At 73.7% G+C, this 20,486-nt stretch carries 19 protein-coding genes; 1 reads left to right on the top strand and 18 read right to left on the bottom strand.

Translation table 11 applies throughout. The features are described 5' to 3' along the window. The 4 genes from FRCN3DRAFT_RS55675 to pyrR form a co-directional block, all read right to left on the bottom strand. Positions 1–641: PH-like domain-containing protein (locus FRCN3DRAFT_RS55675; RefSeq protein WP_483414358.1), on the bottom strand; the 641-nt coding region annotated here is incomplete at its 3' end. Beyond that, positions 638–1,975 carry a dihydroorotase gene (locus FRCN3DRAFT_RS0239465; RefSeq protein ID WP_007516360.1) on the bottom strand — a complete coding sequence of 446 codons (1,338 nt, stop codon included), beginning with the start codon at positions 1,973–1,975 and terminating at the stop codon, positions 638–640. The genes FRCN3DRAFT_RS55675 and FRCN3DRAFT_RS0239465, both read right to left, overlap by 4 nt. Beyond that, positions 1,972–2,913, bottom strand: a complete 942-nt coding sequence (locus tag FRCN3DRAFT_RS0239470; RefSeq protein ID WP_007516361.1) for an aspartate carbamoyltransferase catalytic subunit — start codon at positions 2,911–2,913, stop codon at positions 1,972–1,974. Before FRCN3DRAFT_RS0239470 ends, FRCN3DRAFT_RS0239465 begins: the two co-directional genes overlap by 4 nt. Next, the gene (gene pyrR, locus FRCN3DRAFT_RS0239475; RefSeq protein WP_007516362.1) at positions 2,910–3,611 is read right to left on the bottom strand and encodes a bifunctional pyr operon transcriptional regulator/uracil phosphoribosyltransferase PyrR; all 702 of its coding nucleotides are present in this window, start codon (positions 3,609–3,611) and stop codon (positions 2,910–2,912) included. The genes FRCN3DRAFT_RS0239470 and pyrR overlap by 4 nt, the downstream gene beginning before the upstream one ends. A 509-nt stretch (positions 3,612–4,120) precedes the next feature. On the opposite strand from pyrR, the gene bldD reads away from it, so the two are divergent. Continuing rightward, positions 4,121–4,618, top strand: coding sequence for a transcriptional regulator BldD (gene bldD, locus FRCN3DRAFT_RS0239480; protein WP_007516363.1), 498 nt, complete (start codon positions 4,121–4,123; stop codon positions 4,616–4,618). A gap of 174 nt (positions 4,619–4,792) precedes the next feature. Here the strand turns inward: bldD and nusB are convergent, their stop codons facing one another. The 14 genes from nusB to FRCN3DRAFT_RS0239550 form a co-directional block, all read right to left on the bottom strand. Next, positions 4,793–5,200, bottom strand: a complete 408-nt coding sequence (gene nusB / locus FRCN3DRAFT_RS0239485; RefSeq protein ID WP_083401707.1) for a transcription antitermination factor NusB — start codon at positions 5,198–5,200, stop codon at positions 4,793–4,795. After that, entirely contained in the window at positions 5,197–5,760 is a 564-nt protein-coding gene (gene efp, locus FRCN3DRAFT_RS0239490) for an elongation factor P (RefSeq protein WP_007516365.1), read from the bottom strand. The genes nusB and efp overlap by 4 nt, the downstream gene beginning before the upstream one ends. Positions 5,761–6,033: 273 nt before the next feature. Beyond that, positions 6,034–6,477, bottom strand: a complete 444-nt coding sequence (aroQ, locus tag FRCN3DRAFT_RS0239495) for a type II 3-dehydroquinate dehydratase (RefSeq protein ID WP_007516366.1) — start codon at positions 6,475–6,477, stop codon at positions 6,034–6,036. Then, a complete protein-coding gene (aroB, locus tag FRCN3DRAFT_RS0239500) occupies positions 6,477–7,586 on the bottom strand; it encodes a 3-dehydroquinate synthase (protein ID WP_051467478.1) in 1,110 nt (369 codons plus the stop codon). Before aroB ends, aroQ begins: the two co-directional genes overlap by 1 nt. A gap of 5 nt (positions 7,587–7,591) precedes the next feature. After that, complete coding sequence (locus FRCN3DRAFT_RS0239505; RefSeq protein WP_007516368.1) at positions 7,592–8,104, bottom strand: shikimate kinase; 513 nt, start codon at positions 8,102–8,104, stop codon at positions 7,592–7,594. Further along, positions 8,101–9,300: a chorismate synthase gene (gene aroC, locus FRCN3DRAFT_RS0239510; protein ID WP_027141349.1), complete on the bottom strand. Its 1,200-nt coding sequence runs from the start codon at positions 9,298–9,300 to the stop codon at positions 8,101–8,103. The genes FRCN3DRAFT_RS0239505 and aroC overlap by 4 nt, the downstream gene beginning before the upstream one ends. 118 nt (positions 9,301–9,418) lie before the next feature. Beyond that, positions 9,419–10,093 (bottom strand): prepilin peptidase, encoded by a 675-nt coding sequence (locus FRCN3DRAFT_RS0239515; RefSeq protein WP_007516370.1) that lies wholly within the window; start codon positions 10,091–10,093, stop codon positions 9,419–9,421. A 21-nt stretch (positions 10,094–10,114) separates the two neighbouring features. Continuing rightward, the gene (locus FRCN3DRAFT_RS0239520) at positions 10,115–11,143 is read right to left on the bottom strand and encodes a shikimate dehydrogenase (RefSeq protein WP_007516371.1); all 1,029 of its coding nucleotides are present in this window, start codon (positions 11,141–11,143) and stop codon (positions 10,115–10,117) included. A gap of 254 nt (positions 11,144–11,397) precedes the next feature. Beyond that, complete coding sequence (gene mltG, locus FRCN3DRAFT_RS52360) at positions 11,398–14,376, bottom strand: endolytic transglycosylase MltG (protein ID WP_007516372.1); 2,979 nt, start codon at positions 14,374–14,376, stop codon at positions 11,398–11,400. Next, positions 14,373–14,936: a Holliday junction resolvase RuvX gene (gene ruvX, locus FRCN3DRAFT_RS48545; protein ID WP_083401695.1), complete on the bottom strand. Its 564-nt coding sequence runs from the start codon at positions 14,934–14,936 to the stop codon at positions 14,373–14,375. Before ruvX ends, mltG begins: the two co-directional genes overlap by 4 nt. Positions 14,937–14,940: 4 nt before the next feature. Then, positions 14,941–17,592: an alanine--tRNA ligase gene (gene alaS, locus FRCN3DRAFT_RS0239535; RefSeq protein ID WP_027141352.1), complete on the bottom strand. Its 2,652-nt coding sequence runs from the start codon at positions 17,590–17,592 to the stop codon at positions 14,941–14,943. 260 nt (positions 17,593–17,852) lie between these two features. Next, positions 17,853–18,125 carry a DUF6167 family protein gene (locus FRCN3DRAFT_RS0239540; RefSeq protein WP_007516375.1) on the bottom strand — a complete coding sequence of 91 codons (273 nt, stop codon included), beginning with the start codon at positions 18,123–18,125 and terminating at the stop codon, positions 17,853–17,855. Further along, positions 18,126–18,629, bottom strand: coding sequence for a DUF948 domain-containing protein (locus FRCN3DRAFT_RS0239545; protein ID WP_007516376.1), 504 nt, complete (start codon positions 18,627–18,629; stop codon positions 18,126–18,128). 117 nt (positions 18,630–18,746) lie between these two features. Continuing rightward, positions 18,747–20,465 carry a replication-associated recombination protein A gene (locus FRCN3DRAFT_RS0239550; RefSeq protein ID WP_007516377.1) on the bottom strand — a complete coding sequence of 573 codons (1,719 nt, stop codon included), beginning with the start codon at positions 20,463–20,465 and terminating at the stop codon, positions 18,747–18,749. Positions 20,466–20,486 lie beyond the last annotated feature (21 nt).

Here is a 20,486-nt window from a genome sequence, read left to right on the forward strand (position 1 = left end):
TCGGCGCCGGCGGGCTGGTGGCGGCGCGGCCGCAGCTGGCGCAGCGAGCGCGCCACCGGCCGCGGCGAGGTGATCTCGCCGTCCATGGCCCGCGCCGGGGGCCCGATCAGGTCGTGCACCGAGCGCATCACCTTTGGCTGGCGGGCCCGGTCCTCGCCGCGGAAGCCGGTCTCCAGCTCGCGGCCGTCCAGCGACCAGGCGATCACCAGCAGCCGCCCCGGGGCGGCCACCTTGCCGGCGTGCGCGCGCTCCAGCCGGGCGCCGCGGACGGCCTCCCGGGGGATCCAGAACGCCGACGCGCCGCGGTCGACCCGTATGCCAGCGTCGTGGACGGTGAGGTAGGCGCCGTCCCTGCCGGACAGCCCGCGGGCGGAGAACCATTCGAGCCACTGGCCGGCGTCGGTCGTCCCCAGGTAGGCGCCGCGCAACGGCGCGGCGAGCACCGTGCCCGACTCCTGCGGCGGGGCGAGCAGCTCCGGCAGGCCCTCCTCCTGCTGGGCGGCGCGGCGCCGCCAGGTCTGGCGCAGCCAGCCGATCACCGCGATCAGCAGCAGCACGATGCCGAAGACCAGCAGCACGCGCAGGCCGATCAGGCCGGCCCCCGCGCCAGCGGCCACGACGTGGCCGGCGACCGGGCTCATACGATCTTCCCGTCGAGCACCGTCGGCCGTCCGGCGAGGAAGGTCGCGTGTACCTGTCCCGGCATCGTCATCCCCCGGTAGGGCGAGTTCCGGCTGCGGCTGGCGAACCCGGCGGGGTCGACAACCCAGCGCGCCTCCGGGTCGACGAGGGTCAGCGTCGCGGCGGCGCCGACGTCCATCGAACTCCTGGCGTCAACCGGCACGTCGGGCAGGCCACCGATGCGGGCGGGCGCGAGCGCCATCCGCTCGGCGACGCCAGCCCAGTCGAGCAGCCCGGTCGTCACCATCGTGTCGAGAACGATCGAGAACGCGGTCTGCAGCCCCAGCATCCCCGGCCGGGCGGCCGACCACTCGGTCTCCTTGTCCTGCGGGGCGTGCGGGGCGTGGTCGGTGGCGACGGCGTCGATGGTGCCGTCGGCGAGCCCGGCGCGCAGCGCCTCGACGTCCTCGGCGGTACGCAGTGGCGGGTTGACCTTGTACACCGGGTCGTAGGTCGCCGCGAGCTCGTCGGTGAGCAGCAGGTGGTGTGGGGTGACCTCGGCGGTGACCCGCCAGCCCTTCGACTTCGCCCATCGGATGATCTCCACCGACCCGGCGGTGGAGACGTGGCAGACGTGCAGCCTGGAGCCGACGTGCCCGGCTAGCAGCGCGTCACGGGCGATGATCGCCTCCTCGGCGACCGCCGGCCAGCCCGCCATGCCCAGGCGCGCCGAGCAGGTGCCCTCGTTCATCTGGGCGCCCTCGGTGAGCCGCGGCTCCTCCGCGTGCTGGGCGATGACGCCGTCGAACGCCTTGACGTACTCCAGCGCCCGGCGCATCAGCAGCGCGTCGGACACGCAGTGGCCGTCGTCGGAGAAGACCCGCACCGCGGCGGCGCTGGTGGCCATCGCGCCGAGCTCCGCGAGCCGCTTCCCGGCGAGCCCCTCGGTGACCGCCCCGACCGGGCGGACCTCACAGTGGCCCGCGTCCCTGCCCAGGCGCCAGACCTGCTCGACGACGCCGGCGGTGTCGGCGACCGGGTGGGTGTTCGCCATCGCGAAGACGGTGGTGTAGCCGCCGAGCGCGGCGGACCTGGTGCCGGACTCGACCGTCTCGGCGTCCTCCCTGCCAGGCTCGCGCAGGTGGGTGTGCAGGTCGACGAAGCCGGGCAGCGCGTACAGCCCGTCGGCGTCGAGCACCTGGGCACCGGTCTCGGTCGCGTCCAGCGTGCCCGCGGCCGCGGTCTGAACGATCCGGCCGCCGGCGAGCAGCAGGTCGGCCCGGTCGCCGCCCAGCGGCCGCGCCCCGCGCAGCAGCCAGGCCTCGGCCGAACCAGATGCCCGGTCTGACGTCATCTGGTGACCTCCCGCTCGTCGCGCTCGTCCGCCCCGCCCAGCAGCAGGTACAGGCAGGCCATGCGGACGCTGACCCCGTTGGCCACCTGCTCGACGACGGTAGACCGCGCGGAGTCGGCCACCTCCGAGGAGATCTCCATGCCGCGCACCATCGGTCCGGGGTGCATGACCAGTGCGTGCTCCGGAAGGGTGGCCGCGCGGTCCGCGTCCAGGCCGTACCGGCGGCTGTACTCCCGCTCGGTCGGGAAGAAGGCCGCCGACATCCGCTCCTGTTGCACACGCAACATCATGACGACGTCCGAGGCGGGCAGCACGGCGTCCAGGTCGTAGGAGACGTCCACCGGCCAGGCGGACACCCCGTGCGGTACCAGCGTCGGCGGCGCGACCAGCGTCACCTTCGCCCCGAGGGTGTGCAGCAGCCAGACATTGGACCGGGCGACCCGTGAGTGCAGCACGTCGCCGACGATCGTCACGGCGAGCCCGTCGAGCCGGCCGAGCCGGCGGCGGATCGTGAACGCGTCCAGCAGCGCCTGGGTGGGGTGCTCATGGGTGCCGTCGCCGGCGTTGAGCACGCTGCCGCGCACCCAGCCCGCGAGCCGGTGCGGGGCGCCGCTGGCCGGGTGCCGGCAGACGACCGCGTCGGCGCCCATCGCCTCCAGGGTCAGCGCCGTGTCCTTGAGGCTCTCGCCCTTGGAGACGCTGGAGCCCTTCGCCGAGAAGTTGATGACGTCGGCGGACAGCCGCTTGGCGGCGAGCTCGAACGACGTGCGGGTACGGGTGGAGTCCTCGAAGAACAGGTTGACGACGGTGCGCCCGCGCAGCGTCGGCAGCTTCTTCACGGCGCGGCCCGACAGGCGCGCCATCTGCTCGGCGGTGTCGAGCACCAGCAGCGCGTCGTCGCGGCCCAGGTCCGCGGTGCTCAGCAGGTGGCGGTTCACCGGCCGCCTCCCGCGGCGGGCGATGCCGGACCGTCCGGGGAGACGATCAGGACGGCGTCGGCGCCGTCGGTCTCGGTGAGCCGGACGGCCACGGACTCGCGCCGCGAGGTTGGCATGTTCTTGCCGACGTAGTCGGCGCGGATGGGCAGCTCACGGTGGCCACGGTCGACGAGCACCGCCAGCTGGACCGCGCGGGGGCGGCCGTACTCCGCCAGCGCGTCCAGCGCGGCGCGCACGGTGCGCCCGGAGTAGAGGACGTCGTCGACGAGGACGACCACTCTGCCATCGACGCCGCCGTCCGGGATGTCGGTGACCCGCAGCGGGCGGACGGCCCGCAGCCGCAGGTCGTCGCGGTACATCGTCGGGTCGAGTGAGCCGGTCGGCACCGCGACGCCTTCGACGTCGTGGATGCGGGTCGCGAGCCTCGCGGCGAGCGGGACGCCGCGGGTGGGGATCCCGAGCAGCACGACGCCGGCGCCGCCGGAGGTCTTCTCGAGGATCTGGTGGGCCATCCGGCTGACGATCCTGGCGATGTCGGCGGCGGCGAGCACCGTCCGGCTCACCCGTTGCTCGCCGGGGCCGAGATCGCCCGGAGCGGCAGTGGTGCCGCCCGCGTCGGGAGGCCGGGAACCGGCGTCCCCCAGGGCGACACCTAGATCACCAACGGGGTCGTCATTACGGCGAGCAGCGTCAGCCACCCAGCCCTCCTTCCCCGCCTCACGGGACGGTCCTTAAAGGAGCGGTCCGAACGACGGTACCAGTCACCCCGGCCGCTACCGGGCGTCGCGAGGAAGCCCACGGCGTGCTCGCGGGATGTCACACCGTCCTGTCGCGCGGCGTGCACACCGGGACGCGACGGCGGTACGCTCACGCGCCGCCATCCACACTCTCGATGACCCTTCCCCGCTGAACAGTCACCCAGAGCATCCGTATGGCGATTGGACGTGAGAGTGACGTGGACCTCGTTCAACACGGGTCACATCGCGTTACCGTTGCCCGACACCGATCGAGCGGTGTCCGATACCAGAAGTCTCCGAGGGACTAGCGCCAGGAGCGACGGTGGCGCTACAGAAAGTGGTACAAAGAAAGAGGCGACACGACCCCCCTCATGTCGGGTCGCAACCGCCTGGGCACTACTATCGGTAACCGCCGACGGCAAGAGCCTCGGCTCCATCTGACTCAGACCACGACAGGAGTGGGCACTCCGATGTCCGACTATGCGAAGGCGCTCGGTGCTCGGCTGCGGGCAATACGCACCCAGCAGGGGCTCTCGCTGCATGGCGTGGAGGAGAAGTCGCACGGTCGGTGGAAGGCCGTCGTCGTGGGCTCCTACGAACGTGGGGACCGCGCCGTCACCGTTCAGCGTCTGTCCGAGCTCGCCGAGTTCTACGGCGTGCCGGTGGGCGAGCTTCTTCCCGAAGGCTCGACCGTCGCTCCGCTGGAGCAGTCTCCGCGCATCGTCCTTGACCTCGAGCGGCTCTCGCAGGTCCCCAAGGAGCAGGGCGGCCCGCTCGCCCGGTACGCGGCCACCATCCAGAGCCAGCGCGGCGACTACAACGGTCGCGTCCTGTCGATCCGCTACGAGGACCTGCGTTCCCTCGCGGTGATCTACGACACCTCACCGAGCAAGCTCACCGAGCAGCTCGTGTCGTGGGGGGTGCTCTCCCCCGAGGCCGGCCAGGAGGCAGCCTCCTCGGACGCCTGAGGGCGTCCCTCAGCCTGACGCCGGGGCACAACCCGGTACGCCGCACGAGGCGGCGTACCGGGGCAGCCGCGGACCGCGGCCGGCCCACTCGCGAGGCGAGCCAGCCGGCCAGCAGGTAGAGAACTCTCCCCGGACCGGCGGAGAGCCGTCCGCGCGGCTTCCGGGGAGCCAGAGCTAGCCGACCGACGGTTTCCCGTCGAGGAGGCTGGCGAGCAGGCCGTTGACGAAGGCCGGTGAGCGGTCGGTCGAGACCGACTTCGCCAGTTCCACCGCCTCGTCTATCGCCACCCGGTCGGGGACGTCGTCCCGCCAGACCATTTCCAGGACCGCGATCCGCAGGATGTTGCGGTCCACCGCCGGCATCCGCTCGAGTGTCCATCCCTCGGCATGCTCGGCGATGAGGCCGTCGATCCGCCGCCGGTGCTCGGTCACGTCCCGGACCAGGTCACTGGCGTACTCGCTGACCGGTGGGTCGGACTGGGCCGACCGCGCCGCGAGCGTCTCCAGCGGAGAGGCGGACCGCAGGTCCGCCTCGTAGAGAATGTCGAGCGCGCGTTTGCGCGCCTTCGACCTGGCGCTCAGCTGGTCACCCGGCCGAGGTAACGCCCGTCGCGGGTGTCGACCTTCACCCTCTCGCCGGTCGTGACGAACAGCGGCACCTGGATGGTCGCGCCGGTCTCCAGCTCCGCGGGCTTCGTGCCACCCGTGGAGCGGTCGCCCTGCAGGCCCGGGTCGGTGTGCGAGATCGTCAGCTCGACGCTCGCCGGGAGCTCCACGTACAGCGCGACGCCGTCGTGCAGCGCCACCGTCGCGACGGTGTTCTCCAGCATGTAGTCGGCGACCGTGCCCACGACGTCCGGCGGGATCGGGATCTGGTCGTAGGACTCGCTGTCCATGAAGACGAACTCGGCGCCGTCGCGGTAGAGGTAGGTCATCTCCCGCCGGTCGACGGTCGCCACCTCCACCTTGACGCCCGCGTTGAAGGTGCGGTCGACCACCTTGCCGGTGAGCACGTTCTTCAGGGTGGTGCGGACGAACGCCCCGCCCTTGCCCGGCTTGACGTGCTGGAAGCCGACGACGTTCCACAGGACACCGTCGATGTCGAGCGTCATGCCGTTCTTCAGGTCGTTCGAGGTTGCCACAGTGCCGAGTCTCTCTGTGTGATCCGCTTCGTCGAGGTCGCGGACGAGTCTACTGAGTCACTGGTCCGCTCCGTCCGGGCGGCGCGCTCCGGTGCTCCGCGGAGGCGCGCCTCCGCGGAGGCCCGGCCCCGAGCGAAGCGAAGGGGTTGGGCCGCAGCGGAGGTCGCCGCAGCGCACGTTCGCGGAGGAGGACACGGTGCGGAGGTCCCGTGGGAGCGAAGCGAGTACGGGGCCGTAGCGCCCTGCCCGCACGGAGCGAACCAGAGATACAGCTCAGACGTTCTTGGACAGGCGGGCCGCTAGCGCGCGCAGCGCGAGCAGATAGCCCTCGACGCCGAGGCCGGTGATGGTGCCGGTCGCGACGGGTCCGATGACGCTGACGTGCCGGAACGACTCACGCGCCGCCACCTGGGACAGGTGTACCTCCAGGAGCGGCCCGGTAAGCGCCGCCGCCGCGTCGCGCAGCGCGTACGAGTAGTGCGTCCACGCACCGGGGTTGAGGACCACCGCGGCGCCGCTGTCGGCGGCCTCGTGCAGCCAGCCGATCATCGTCGCCTCGTCGTCGGTCTGCCGGCAGTCGACGGCGACGCCGAGCTCCGCCGCGGTCTTCTCCACCTCGGCGACCAGCTGGGCGTACGTCGTGCGCCCGTAGACCGCCGGCTCCCGCTTGCCGAGCCGGCCCAGGTTCACCCCGGACAGCACCAGGATCGGCGTCATCAGCGCGTCCCCTCCCCCGCGGCCACCGCGTCGAACGCGGCCCGCACCAGGGCGGGATCCGGGTCGGCGAGGATGCGCGCCGACCCGAGCGCGTCGAGGACGACGAAGCGCAGCATCCGTCCGCGCGACTTCTTGTCGACCCGCATCGCGGCCAGCAGGTCGGGCCAGGCCCGCTCCGGGTAGCTGACGGGCAGGCCGACCCGGGTAAGCAGCTCGCGGTGGCGCTCGGCGACGGCCCGGTCCAGACCGGCGGCCAGCCGGGACAGCTCGGCGGCGAACACCATCCCGACGGAGATCGCCGCGCCGTGCCGCCAGGTGTAGTGCTCGACCTTCTCGATCGCGTGCCCGAGGGTGTGGCCGTAGTTGAGGATCTCGCGCCGGCCGGCCTCCCGCGGGTCACCGGAGACGACGTCCGCCTTGACCCGGATCGCCCGCTCGATGAGTTCGGGCAGGTGAGCGGCGCCGGTCGGGTCGGTGTCCAGCAGATCGAGGATCGCCGGGTCGGCGATGAAGCCGGCCTTGACCACCTCTGCGAGCCCGGCCGCGGTCTCCGCCGGCGGCAGCGTGGCCAGCAGCGCCGTGTCGCAGAGCACGGCCAGCGGCTGGTGGAACGCGCCGACGAGGTTCTTGCCCGCCGCCGTGTCGATGCCGGTCTTGCCGCCGACGGCCGCGTCGACCATCGCCAGGACCGTCGTCGGCACCTGGACGACGTCCACGCCGCGCAGCCAGCAGGCGGCGACGAAACCGGCGAGGTCCGTCACCGTGCCCCCGCCGAGCCCGATCACCACGTCGTCGCGGGTGAAACCGAGCCTGCCCAGCTCGTCCCAGCAGCGGCCCGCGACGGACAGCTCCTTGGCCTTCTCACCGTCCGCCACGGCGATCGGGTGCGCCTCCACCCCGGCGGCCCGCAGGTCCTCGACCGCGCCGGCCGCCTGGGCGGCCATCGCCGCGGGATGGATGACGGCCGCGCGGGTCCGCCCGGCGACCACGCCGGCCAGCTCGTCGACCAGCCCGTCCCCGACGAGCACCTCGTAGGCCCGCTCCCCGGCGGGCGCCACCGCGACCCGGACCGGTCCGGTCGCCGTTCCCACCCCCGCCGCACCGCTCATCGCACTCACGCCGAGATCCTCGCAACCACGTCCTCGGCGACCTCTTCCGGGGTTCGCCCGCTGGTGTCCACCACGACCGCCGCCACCTCCTTGTAAAGCGGACGGCGCTCGCGCAGCAGCGCGGCCAACCGCGCCCGCGGCGCCTCGATGAGCAGCGGGCGGTCGCGGGCGAGGCCGACGCGCCTGGCGGCGTCGGAGACGTCGACCTCCAGGTAGACGACCGTGTGGCCGGCGAGCGCCGCCCGGCTGGCCGGGTCGATCACCGCGCCGCCGCCGAGGGCGAGCACGCCCGGATGCTCGGCGAGCGCGGCCGCGACGGCGGCGCGCTCGGCGGCCCGGAAGGCGTCCTCGCCCTTCTCGATGAAGATGTCGGCGACGGTCATGCCGAGGGCGGCCTCGACGTCGGCGTCGGTGTCGCGCAGCGTCACCCCGAGCCGCGCGGCGAGCAGCTCGCCGACCGTCGTCTTGCCGGCCCCAGGCGGGCCGACCAACACGGCCGCCGGCCGGACGCCGCTCACGAGAGCACCGCCAGCGACTTCAGGTAGGACTCGTAGTTGCGGCGGGTCTCCTCGACCGAGTCGCCGCCGAACTTCTCCAGCGCCGCGTCGGCGAGCACCAGCGCGACCATCGCCTCCGCGACGACGCCCGCCGCGGGTACGGCGCACACGTCGGAGCGCTGCGCGATCGCCACGGCGGTCTCGCCGGTCGCGACGTCGACGGTCGACAGCGGGCGGGAAAGTGTGGAGATCGGCTTCATCGCGGCGCGGACCCGCAGCACCTCGCCGTTGGTCATGCCGCCCTCGACGCCGCCGGCCCGGTCGGTCGCCCGCCGCACCCGCTGCACGCCGCCTTCGGGCGCCAGCACCTCGATCTCGTCGTGCGCCGCCGACCCGCGCCGCCGGGCCGTCTCGAACCCGTCGCCGAACTCCACGCCCTTGATCGCCTGGATGCCCATCAGCTCGCCGGCGAGGCGCGCGTCGAGCCGCCGATCGCCGTGCACGTAGCTGCCGATGCCCGGCGGCAGCCCGTAGACGACCACCTCGACGACGCCGCCAAGGGTGTCCGCGTCCTTGTGGGCCGCGTCGATCTCGGCGACCATCCGGGCGCTCGTCCCGGGGTCGGCGCACCGGCACGGATCCGCGTCGACCGCCTCGAGCGTGCCGGGCGCCGGCAACGGGGTCCCCGGCGGCACCGCGACCGACCCGATCGACAGGACGTGCGAGATCACCTCGAGGCCGTAGGCCTGGCGCAGGAACGCCTTCGCCACCGTCCCGAGCGCGACCCGGGCAGCCGTCTCCCGGGCGCTCGCCCGCTCCAGCACCGGCCGGGCGTCGTCGAAGCCGTACTTCTGCATGCCCGCCAGGTCCGCGTGACCTGGCCGCGGCCGGGTCAGCGGCGCGTTGCGGGCGACGCCGTCCAGCTCCTCCGGGGCCACCGGGTCCGGCGCCATCACCGTCCGCCACTTCGGCCACTCGGTGTTGCGGACCACGACCGCGACCGGCCCGCCGAGGCTCTCGCCGTGCCGCAGCCCGCCGAGCAGCTCGACCTCGTCCTTCTCGAACTTCATCCGCGCCCCGCGCCCGTACCCGAGCCGGCGGCGCGCGAGCTCGCCCGCGATGTCCGCGCTGGTCACCCGGATCCCCGCCGGCAGGCCCTCCACGGTCGCCACCAGCGCCGGCCCGTGTGACTCCCCTGCCGTCAACCACCGCACCATGCCGTCCAGTCTTTCATGCGCCTCGACCAAGCCAGCCCAGACCAGACCACTATTGATCTTTGGTGCCAGGGCGCGCGGCGCGGCGCGCCCTCACGGGCGAACCGGAGGGCGCGGCGGGTCAGGCGCCCGTGGCGGCGACGAGGATCGCGACGAAGGCGCCGAGCAGCAGATGAGGGCCGTAGGCGATGGGGTCGGAGCGGGTGGCGCGGCGGGTCAGGAGCAGGACGCCGGCGTAGAGGCCGGCGATGACCAGCCCGGTGAGCAGGCCCAACAGCACCGTCGACGGGCCGAGCCAGCCGAGGGCGGCGCCGAGCAGGCCGACCAGCTTCACGTCGCCGAGGCCGAGACCGCCGCGCGGGATCAGGTACATCGCGCCGAAGACGGCGAGCAGGACGCCCGCCGCGGCGGCGGCGTCGATCGCGCGGCGGGCGTCCCAGGTGCCCCGGCCGAGGCCGTCGACGACCGCGGCGAGGCCCAGCAGCGCGGCGAGGACCGGGTAGCTCGGCAGGACGACCGCGTCCGGGAGCCGGTGGACCCGCAGGTCGACCGCCGCCAGCACGATCCCGGCGAGGGTCAGGTAGAGGTAGGCGGGCAGCCAGCCGGGGCGGTCACGCAGCGCCGCCGTGACCGCGGTCACGGCGATCACCGTGACCGCGGCGAAGGCCGCCGTCGACGGGACCGGCCGGCGCACCGGATCGCCCTCGTAGGGGGTGAACGCGCCGACCACCCGGGGCATCAGCGGCACCGTCGCCACCGCGGCCACCGCGAGCGCCACGGCGACGGCCAGCCCCACCCGCCCCACCCGCGCCGTGCGCTAGCGGGCGCGGCTGGTCAGGCCCAGGCCGCCCGTGCCCGGGAAGGCGGACGCGGTGGTGACGCGGCGGGTGAGGGCCTGGGCGCCGGCGGCCATGAGCAGGTCCACGTCGACCGGGCGGCCGGTGAACAGGGTGACCTGCTCGGCTGCCTGGGCGGCCAGCACCGCCATGCCACCGGAGACGCGGGCGCCGGCACGGTAAGCCGTCACGGCGAGCGCCGTGGGCCACGGGTGGTAGAGCAGCTCGACGAGGGGGCAGCCGGCCGGCCAGGTCCACTCGGCCAGTTGGTCGGTGACGCCCTCGGGCGTGGTCGCGACGACGAGGTCGGGTCCGGAGCGCAGGCCACCGGCGACGATCTCCCAGGGCAGCGCCGTGACCGTGAGCCCGACGCGCTCGCCGATCTCGGCGAGCGGGGCGACGGCGGCGGGGCGGCGGGCGATGACGCCCGCGCGGCGCACCCCGACGCTGGCGAGCGCGGCCACGGCGGCGCGCGCCGTCCCGCCGGCACCCAGAATGAGCGCGCGCACGGGCGGCGCGGTGCGGGCCCTGGGCAGCGCCGGCATGGCCGGCTGGTCGGGGGTGGCCGGGGAGCCGGCCGGCAGCGAGGGAGCGAGTACCGTCTCGGCCCCGCTGGGCCCCCGGCCGACGCCGAGGACCTGGCGGATGGCGTGGCGGATGCCGGCGATGTCGGTGTTGTGGCCGGTCAGCGTCCCGTCCGGCTCGACGACGATCGTGTTGAGCGCCCCGACCAGCCGGGCGCTCTCGTCGAGGCGGTCGACGAGCTCGATGGCGGCCGTCTTGAGCGGCATGGTCAGCGACAGACCGGCCCAGCCGGGTTCGCCGCGGACCTGCCTCAGCAGCGCCGGCAGCGTCGCCTCGTCGGTCTCGATCGCGGTGTACGACCAGTCGTCCAGGCCGAGCGAGTGGTAGCCCGCCTGGTGCAGCACCGGCGACAGCGAGTGCGCGATCGGCGACCCGAGCACCGCCGCCCGCCGCGGCCCCGGCGGGGGTGGGGAGGCCTCAGCCATGGCGGCCACGGTCCTCGGCGACTACCGGGGCCCCGATCGGGGCTGAGGGCGTGTTTGCGAACGGAGACACAACGGACCAGGTTGACATAGCCGCGGCCGCTGGTCCAGCCGCCGGCCGCGACGCGTCCGCGAGGCGCGACCCCTCGGGCGGGTCCGGGCGATCGCGCTCGCCCGGGGACAGACTGGCGGCGATCCGCGGGGACCTCCGCGGCGACGACGGTGCGGCCTCGTCGCCCCGGAGCCCGTCCCGGGTGTCAGTCACCAGGCTGCGCGCCCTCGGCGCGAGCCTTGTTCTCCGCGGCGATCCGCTGGTCCTCGGTGGTCGAGAACTCCGTGAACCCCGACTTGGGCAGCCACACGAAGTACAGCCAGGTCCCGTCCGCCGGGCCGAGCGCGGCGTCCAGAGCCGCCTTGCTGGGGTTCGCGATGGCGCCCGGCGGCAGGCCCGTGCCGTTCGGGTTGTTGGCCGACGTGTTGTACGGGCTCGGGTTCGCCAGATCGCTCTGGGTGAGCTGCCCGGTGGGCTTGTCCACGGCGTAGCGCGTCGTCGCATCCATTCCGAGCGTCCGGAACGCGCCGGTCCGGTCGCCGAGCCGGTTGTAGACCACCCGCGCGACCTTCGGCCGTTCCTCGGGAAGACGCACCTCCATCTCGACGATCGAGGCGATGGTGATGATCTCGGACGGGGTCCTGCCCAGCCGCGCGGCCCTGCCCTCCAGGTCGAGCGCGGTGGCCGTGCTCACGAACTGGTCGACCATGTGCTGCAGGGTCTGGACCGGCGTTTCCTTCGGGTTCAGGTTGTACGTCGTCGGGAAGAGGTAGCCCTCGACCTTGTTCTTCGCGCTCGGCCCTGGGTCCTTCCAGTAGCCCGGCAGCTTCAGCCCATGGCCCGCCGGGTCCTTGACGATCGCCTCGTACTGGTCCTTCGGCACACCGAGGATCCTGGACACCTCGGTGATGATCCATTCGACCGTCCTGCCCTCGGGGATCGTGAGCCGGTACTTGTTCGCCGTCGGGTCGAGCAGCGCCTCGAGCGCACCCGCGGCGCTCATCTCCTTCTTCAGCGTGTACGTCCCCGGCTGGATCTTGATGGAGTCCGGGTTGTTGGCCGCGGCGGTGATGAACGCCTTCTGGCTCTTGACCACACCGGCGTCGAGCAGCACCTTCGCGATGTTCTGCGCGCCCGCGCCCTGGGCGACCGTCACGGTCACGCTGCCAGTACCGGGACCGGGATAGTCGGGAATCTCCGGCGGGCCACCGATCTTGCCGATCATCTTGCCGCCGACGAAGATCAGACCGCCCAGCACCAGCGCGACCACCACGAGCATGGCGAGCAGCTTCGGCAGCGCGCTGCCGCGGCGGCTCCCGCCATCGGCGCCCCGGTGCCGGCTCATGCCGCCCAGCGGATGCGCGCCGCGTCGCCGGTCGTCATCGCCCGCCGGGTCGACGTCGTGATCGAGATCATCATCCAGCTCATCGTGGTGGCCCCGACCGGAGCGGCCCAGGTCATCGTCGTCATCCAGGTAGTCGTCGTGATCGAAGTCGTCGTCGTCGAACTCGGCATGGCGCGCGCCGCGATGGCCATCCTGGCCTGTTCGGCCGCCAGGCGCGCGCGGGTCGGCCGGGTAGCGCTCGTCCTCCGCGTCGTCGGGGCCGTACAAATCGTCAGGTGGGGCGATCCGGAAGCGCAGCGCCTCGGTGCGCCGCTCCATCCCCGCGGGGCCACGGCGGCCCGCCGGGTGGCCGCCCTCGTTCGGGGGAGGCGGCGGCGCGGAGTGCGCGCCGGTGCCGAGGCTCCCGGGGCCGGCGTACGGTGCCGGCTCGGGTCGCGCCGGCTCGGGTCGCACAGGCTCGCCATAGCCGCCGCCCACGTCGCGGTGGCCGCCCGGCGGCAGTCCGCCCGTCTGGGCGGCCGTGAAGCCACCGGTGCCACCGGTGCCGCCCGCGCCGGACACGTCGGCCGGACCGGAGAACCAGGTCGTGCGGGACGGCTCGGCCGTGCCGGAGAGCCCGGCCGTGCCGGATGGCCTGCCCGTCGCGGGGAACCCGTCCGCGACGGGCAGGCCATCCGGGCGTGAGAGCCCGCTGCCGGTGGCATATCCAGCCGCGGGGTAGCCCCCGTCATAGCCGGTGACGTCGAATCCTGTGTTTCCGCCCACGTCGGGCTGGGCCTGGGCCGACGGGTACGGATCGGCGGAGGCCTGCTGCCCGTCAGCCACATACCCGGCGTCCAGGTAGCCGGAGCTGGCACTGGTGCCCGGTTGGACGGCTTCACCCCGAGCGAAGTAGCCGCCTGGCTGCTGGTCTCCGGTCCGTGGGTACGGGTCGACGAGGAACGGGTTCTGGTAGGCGGACTCGCCCGTGCCGCCCGTGTTCGCGGCGTCGTGGCCTGATCCGCCGGCCTGGCCGTAGCCGCCTGGCGCCGGATACCCGGCCGCGCCGTCGCCGGCTCCCTGGCCGGTTGCGCCCTGGACGCCATAGGCGTCGTAGGTGCCGTAATCGTTGGCGCCCGCCCCGTAGCCGGGGTTCTGGTGGTCCGTCGGCTGGTATCCGCCGCCGGCCGGCTGGTATCCGCCGTCGGCGGCGTAGCCAGCCGCCGGGTAGGCGCTGTCCTGGTAGCCGGTCTGGTAGCCCGCCGGGGCCTCGCCCGTCGGCGGGCCGGTCACCAGCGGGCCGGTCACCGTCGGTCCCAGGGGAAGGCCGCCGTCGACCGTGGGACCCACGTACGGGTTGAGGACGGGCGGGCCGACCACCGTCCCGCTCATCGGCGGGCCGGAGACGGACGGGCCAGGGGCGAAGGAGCCTGCGGCCGAGGGACCGGACACGGACAGGCCGGGGAAGTCCACAGCGGGGAAGGCCGAGCCGACCGTCGGGCCGGACAGGTCGGGCCCGCTCGACGTCACACCCGCCTGGCCCCCCGGATAGCCGGGCTGATCGCCGACGGTGAAGACGTCCCCATAGCCTGGGCCGGTGGCGCCATAGCCAGGTCCGGTAGGTGAAAAGCCACCGGTGGGACCGCCGACGGCGGGCGCCGCGAACGGGTCACCGGCGACGGGCGAGCCGCCGACGGTGATGTCCGCCGCGTCATCCCGCGGGTCACCCACCGCGAACGGATCGACGGGCCGGGTGCCGTCCCGCGGCGGGCTCGACCATGGGTCGTTCCCGTTCCCGTTCCCGTATCCGTACCCCGCCCCGCCCCCGACGCCGTTGTCGAGGTCCCAGTGTTGGCTCACCGATCTTCCGTCGGGCGGCGGTCCCCGGGGGGTCCGCCGGGTGCACCACGACGCGTGTCCAGGGCGTGTTGCAGGATCTGCACGGCTGCCTCCTGGTCGACGAGATCGCGACGGGCACGAGATCTCAACCCACGCTCGGCCATTCTGCGATGCGCCGCCACCGTCGTCAGCCGCTCGTCGACGAGCCTGACAGGTACCGGGGCGACCCGGTCGGCCAGCATCCGCGCGTACTGCCGCGCGGCGCTGGCCGCCTGACCCTCCTCGCCAGCGAGGGTCATGGGCAGACCGACCACCACCGCCACAGCCTCCCGTTCCCGGGCAATCTCGGCAAGCTGGGCGAGATCTCTGTTTTCAGACACGTCCCGACGAAGGGTACCGACCGGTAGCGCGAGCACCCCATCCGGGTCGCTCGCGGCCACGCCGACGCGCACCGTGCCGACGTCGACTCCCAGCCAGACGCCGCGCGGCAGCTCCCGCCGGTCGGCGCGATGTCGCGGCTTGCGCCGCCGCTGTGGTGCCGATCCGCCCGGATCCGCCCCCGCCGTCCCCGCCGAGGCCACAGGCTTAGGAGGCGGCGTTCTCGGCCACCAGCTCGCGGACCTTGGCCAGCGCGCGACCGACGCCCGTCACGTCGCCGCCGCCGCCCTGGGCGACGTCCGGCTTGCCGCCGCCCCGACCGCCCAGCTCGGCGGTCGCGGCCTTGACCAGGTCGCCCGCCTTCAGGCCAAGGGCACGCGCGCCCTCGGTGGTGACGACGACCAGGAACGCCCGCTCGCCGGCCGCGGAGGCGGCCGCGACGACCGCGGGGCGGTCGATGAGCCGGCCGCGGACGTCGAGCGCCAGCCTGCGCAGGTCGTCCGCGGACGTCCCGTCCGGCGCCTCGGCGGCGACGAGCGCGACCCCGTTCACGTCGACGGCGCTGTTCGCGAGGCCCGCGGCGCCCGCGAGCACCGCCTCGGCGCGCAGCCGCTCCAGCTCCTTCTCCGCGTCGCGCAGCCGGGTGACCACGTCGGAGACCCGGTCGACCAGCTCGTCGGGGCGGGCCCTGAGCACGCCCGACAGCTGTGAGACCAGCAGGTGCTCGCGGGCCAGGTAGCGGAACGCGTCCAGACCGACCAGGCCCTCGACCCGCCGGGTACCCGCGGAGATCGACGACTCGGAGAGCAGCTTGACCGCGCCGAGCTGGGCGGAGCGGGCGACGTGGGTGCCGCCGCACAGCTCGCGGGCGTAGTCGCCGACGTCGACGACACGCACCCGCTCGCCGTACTTCTCGCCGAACAGCGCCATCGCGCCCAGCCTGCGGGCCTCGTCCTGAGTCGTCACGAACGCGGTCACCTCCAGGTCGCGCAGCGCGACCTCGTTGACCTCGTCCTCGACGTCGGCGAGCACGGCGGCCGGCACCGCGCCCATCGCGTGGAAGTCGAACCGCAGCCGGCCCGGCGAGTTCAGCGACCCGGCCTGGGTCGCGGCCTCACCGAGGGCGCGGCGAAACGCCGTGTGGACCAGGTGGGTGGCGGTGTGCGAACGGGAGATCGCCCGGCGCCGGTCGGCGTCGACGGTCACCTCGACCTCGGCGCCAAGGCGCAGCTCGCCGCGCAGCACCCTGCCGCGGTGCATGAACAGGTCCGGGATCGGCTTCTGCACGTCGAGGATCTCCACCTCGCCGCCGTCGAAGACGAACCGGCCTAGGTCGGCCTCCTGGCCGCCGGACTCGGCGTAGAACGGCGTCGTGTCGATGACGATGCCGACGTCCTCGCCCTCGCCGGCCGCCGGGATGCCCTGCCCGGTCGCGGCCGACACCAGCCCGACGACGGTCGCCGCCCGGGAGAGCTCGGTGTAGCCGGTGAACGAGGTCGGGCCGGAGCGGGCCAGGATCGGGCGGAACACCGACAGGTCGACGTTGCCGATCCGGCGGCCCGCACGGTCGGCCTTCGCGAGCTCACGCTGACGGTCCATCAGCCGCCGGAAGCCCGGCTCGTCGACGGTGAGACCCTGCTCGGCGGCCATCTCCAGCGTCAGGTCGATGGGGAAGCCGAACGTGTCGTGCAGCTGGAACGCCTCGTCGCCGGCGAGCTGGGTGGCGCCGGTGGCGCGGGCCTTGCCGACCGCGGTGTCGAAGATCGTGGTACCGGTGCGCAGCGTCTCCAGGAACGCCTGCTCCTCGGCGACGGCGACGCTGGTGATCGCCGCGCCGCGGTCGATCAGCTCGGGGTAGATCGAGCCCATCGCGGCGCGCGCGACACCGAACAGCTCCGCCATCACCGGCTCACGCCCGCCGAGCAGGCGGACGTTGCGCACCGCGCGGCGCAACATCCGGCGCAGTACGTAGCCGCGGCCCTCGTTGGAGGGCACGACGCCGTCGGAGATCAGCATCGCGGCGGTGCGGGTGTGGTCGGCGATGACGCGCAGCCGGACGTCGTCGGTGTGACTCTCGCCGTACCGCCGGCCGGTCAGCTCGCCCGCGCGGTCGAGCACCGGGCGGGAGATGTCGATCTCGTAGAGGTTCTCGACACCCTGGAGCAGGGTCGCCATCCGCTCCAGGCCCATGCCGGTGTCGATGCTCTTCGCCGGCAGGTCACCCAGGATCGGGAAGTCGTAGCCGGCGCCCTCCCCCCGCGCGTACTGCATGAAGACGAGGTTCCAGACCTCGAGGTACCGGTTCTCGTCGGCCTCCGGGCCGCCCTCGCGGCCGTACGCCGGGCCGCGGTCGAAGTAGATCTCGCTGCACGGGCCGCACGGGCCGGGCACGCCCATCGACCAGTAGTTGTCCTCCTTGCCCCGGCGCTGGATGCGCTCCTCGGGCAGCAGGGTCCGCCAGATCTCGGCGGCCTCGTCGTCGTCGTGGTAGACCGTCGCCCACAGATCGTCGATCTTGAAGCCGTAACCCTCGGTCAGCAGCTCGAAGGCGAACGGGATGACCTCGGCCTTGAAGTAGTCGCCGAAGGAGAAGTTCCCGCACATCTGGAAGAAGGACGCGTGCCGGGCGGTCTGGCCGACGTTGTCGATGTCGACCGTGCGGACGACCTTCTGCACGCTGGCCATCCGCGGCGCCGGCGGCGCCAGGTCACCGAGGAAGTAGGGCTTGAACGGCACCATGCCGGCGTTGACCAGCAGCAGCGTCGGGTCCTCGGCGATCAGGGACGCGCTGGGGACAACAAGGTGGCCGCGCTGCTCGAAGTGGTTGAGAAAGCGCCGGCGGATCTCGGCCGTTTCCATCGGATTCACGTCGTCCAGAGTCGAGGTGTCACGGTCAGGGCGGTGACCCGCCCGTGACCGAGCGGTCAGGGATGACGCGGCGCCGGGCACCTGCCCACCGGCACCGCAGATCTAATCCAACTTAGTACGTGAGGCACGGGCAACGGCGCGCGCGGCGTTGCGACGTCACCGTACTGCCACGCCGCGCGACGACACCACGAGGTTTCGCCGTCCGCCGTCCGCCGGCCACCGTCCGCCGGCCATCAGCGGGCGCCGGCCTGCTACAGGCGGCGCGGATCCGGCAGGCTCGGCGCCTCGGAGGCGCCCGCGGGCAGCTCGTCGTCCTGATCGTCGTAGAGGCCGAGCGCGTCCCGCAGCTCGTCCTCCCGCTCGGCCATGAACTCGCGGACGTCGGCCATGAACTCCGACAGCGACGCCACCAGCGAGCCCGCCATGCTCCCCGGAGACAGCGCCGACGCGGCCTTGGCCGCCTGGCGGACGACCAGCACTCCGGCGACTGCGCCGAAGGTGACGTAGAACAGCCGGCGCGACATCTAGCGGCCCCGCACCGGCTCGTCGAAGTCGGCCGCCGTGGGCTGGACGGGGGCCGCGCGCCGGCTCGCCCGGGCGGCCTTCTTCTCGGCCTTCATCTCGGCGGCGACCCGGGAGCCGACCTCGGCGCGGGTCCGCTTCGCCGCGGCCTGGCGGACGCCGTAGGAGAAGGCCGCGACCCGCACGATCGGGCCGCCGACGGTCGCCGCGAACAGCGAGCTCATCGACGACACGTTCGTGCTGATGTTCTGCACGTTGGCCGTGATCGCGTCGATCCGGTCCAGTTCCTTGTTGACGTGCGAGAGCGCGACGTTGACCTCGTCGACGGTGGCGCCGGCCTGGCGGACCCGGGCGGTGCCCTCGTCGATGGCGATGCCGGTCTGGCGGACCCGGGCCGCGGTCTCGTCGAAGATCTTGCCGAGCTTGTAAAGGGCGTAGCAGCCAAAGAGGACGAGCACGGCGAAGGCGCCCGAGGCAATCAGCCCCGCCATCGCGCCACCGGACATCTTCGCTCCTCCTCCGTGGTGGGCCGGGCCCCTGCGTCGCCGGGATCTGCCCGGAACGCGAACACCGGTTGTGTCAGGACCTTACCGACCGGATGGCCCGAAGCACGGCGCGCCCCGCTAAGAGCCCTGCTCTCGTGGGCCGGGCGCCGCGTCCGGCCCGGCGCCGCCAGCCGCTGGTCGCGCGCCGCCGCGCAGCACGGCGCGCAGCTCGTCGGCCCTGGCCGAGGCACGCCGCTCGAAGCCCAGCTGACCGGGGCGGAAGTAGTCGACGCCCACCAGCTCGTCCGGCGCGTACTGCTGGTCGACCACCCCGCCCGGGTAGTCGTGCGGGTAGCGGTAGCCGTCGCCGTGCCCGAGCCGGCGGGCGCCCTGGTAATGCGAGTCACGCAGGTGGGCCGGCACCGAGCCGCCCCTGCCGGCCCGGACGTCGGCCGTGGCCGCGTCGATCGCGCGGATCACCGCGTTGGACTTGGGGGCGAGCGCAAGATGGATCACGGCCTGCGCGAGCGCCAGCCGCGCCTCCGGAAGCCCGATCATCTCCAGGGCCTGGGCCGCGGACACGGCGACGCCGAGCGCACCCGGGTCGGCCATCCCGATGTCCTCGCTCGCAAGGATGATCATGCGCCGGGCGACGAAACGCGGGTCCTCCCCGGCCTCCAGCATCCGGGCCAGGTAGTGCAGCGCCGCGTCGGCGTCGCCGCCGCGCATGGACTTGATGAACGCGCTGACGACGTCGTAGTGCTGGTCACCGTCCCGGTCGTAACGAACGGCCGCCCGGTCGACGGACTGCTCGAGCAGCGCCAGATCCACGGCGGCCGCGGGCTCCCGCGGACCCGCCGCGGTCCCTGCGACCGGCTCGCTCCCTCCGACTGGCTCGGTCTCCCCGTTCGGGCCCTCCCCGGCCGGACCCTCCCCGGCCGCTGGGACCTCCCCGGCCGCCGCGGGCTCGCCCGTCACCGTGGGCTCGACGACCGGCTCGGCCTCGACGGCCGGCTCGGTGCCGGGGGCCAGCGCGGTGCCCGCGGCGGCTGGCTCCCCCGCCGTCCCACCCCCGGCCGGGACCTTGGCCAGGGCCGCCTCGGCGCTCGCCTCCAGTGCGGTGAGCGCCCGGCGGGCGTCACCACCCGCGAGCCGGACCAGATGGTCCAGCGCGTCCGGGGCGATGCGCACCCGACCGCCGTAGCCGCGTGGGTCGACCAGCGCCCGGCGCACCAGGACGCGGATGTCGTCGTCGGTGAGCGGAGTGAGGGTGAACAGCAGCGAGCGCGACAGCAGCGGGGCGACGACGGAGAACGAGGGGTTCTCGGTGGTCGCGGCGACCAGCGTGATCCAGCCGCGCTCCACCGCGGGCAGCAGCGCGTCCTGCTGGGTTCTCGTGAACCGGTGGACCTCGTCGATGAACAGCACGGTGCGCAGGTCCGGCTCGGGCACCGGCCCGCGCGCCTGCCTGGACCGGCCACTCGACAGGGCCAGTGCCGCGCGAGCCTCGTCGATCACCGCCCGGACGTCCTTCACCCCGGCCGTGACCGCCGACAGCTCGCGGAACCGCCGCCCGGTCGCCCGGGAGACGATGTGCGCGAGCGTCGTCTTGCCGGTGCCCGGCGGGCCCCACAGGACGACCGAGGTCGTCCCGCCGCCCTCGACCAGCCGGCGCAGCGGGCTGCCCGGCCCGAGCAGATGGCGCTGGCCGACCAGCTCGTCGAGCCCGCGCGGGCGCAGCCGATCGGCCAGCGGCCCCGTCGGCGTCACCGGCGCCGCGTCCGCGGCGGGGCGGTCACCGGCGACACCGCCGACCGCGCCGCCGGTGGCCGGGGGCACCGTGTCGAACAGGCTCACCCGTCAACCGTACGGCGGACA

The sequence above is a fragment of the Pseudofrankia saprophytica genome, assembly GCF_000235425.2.
GTDB classification, from domain to species: domain Bacteria; phylum Actinomycetota; class Actinomycetes; order Frankiales; family Frankiaceae; genus Pseudofrankia; species Pseudofrankia saprophytica.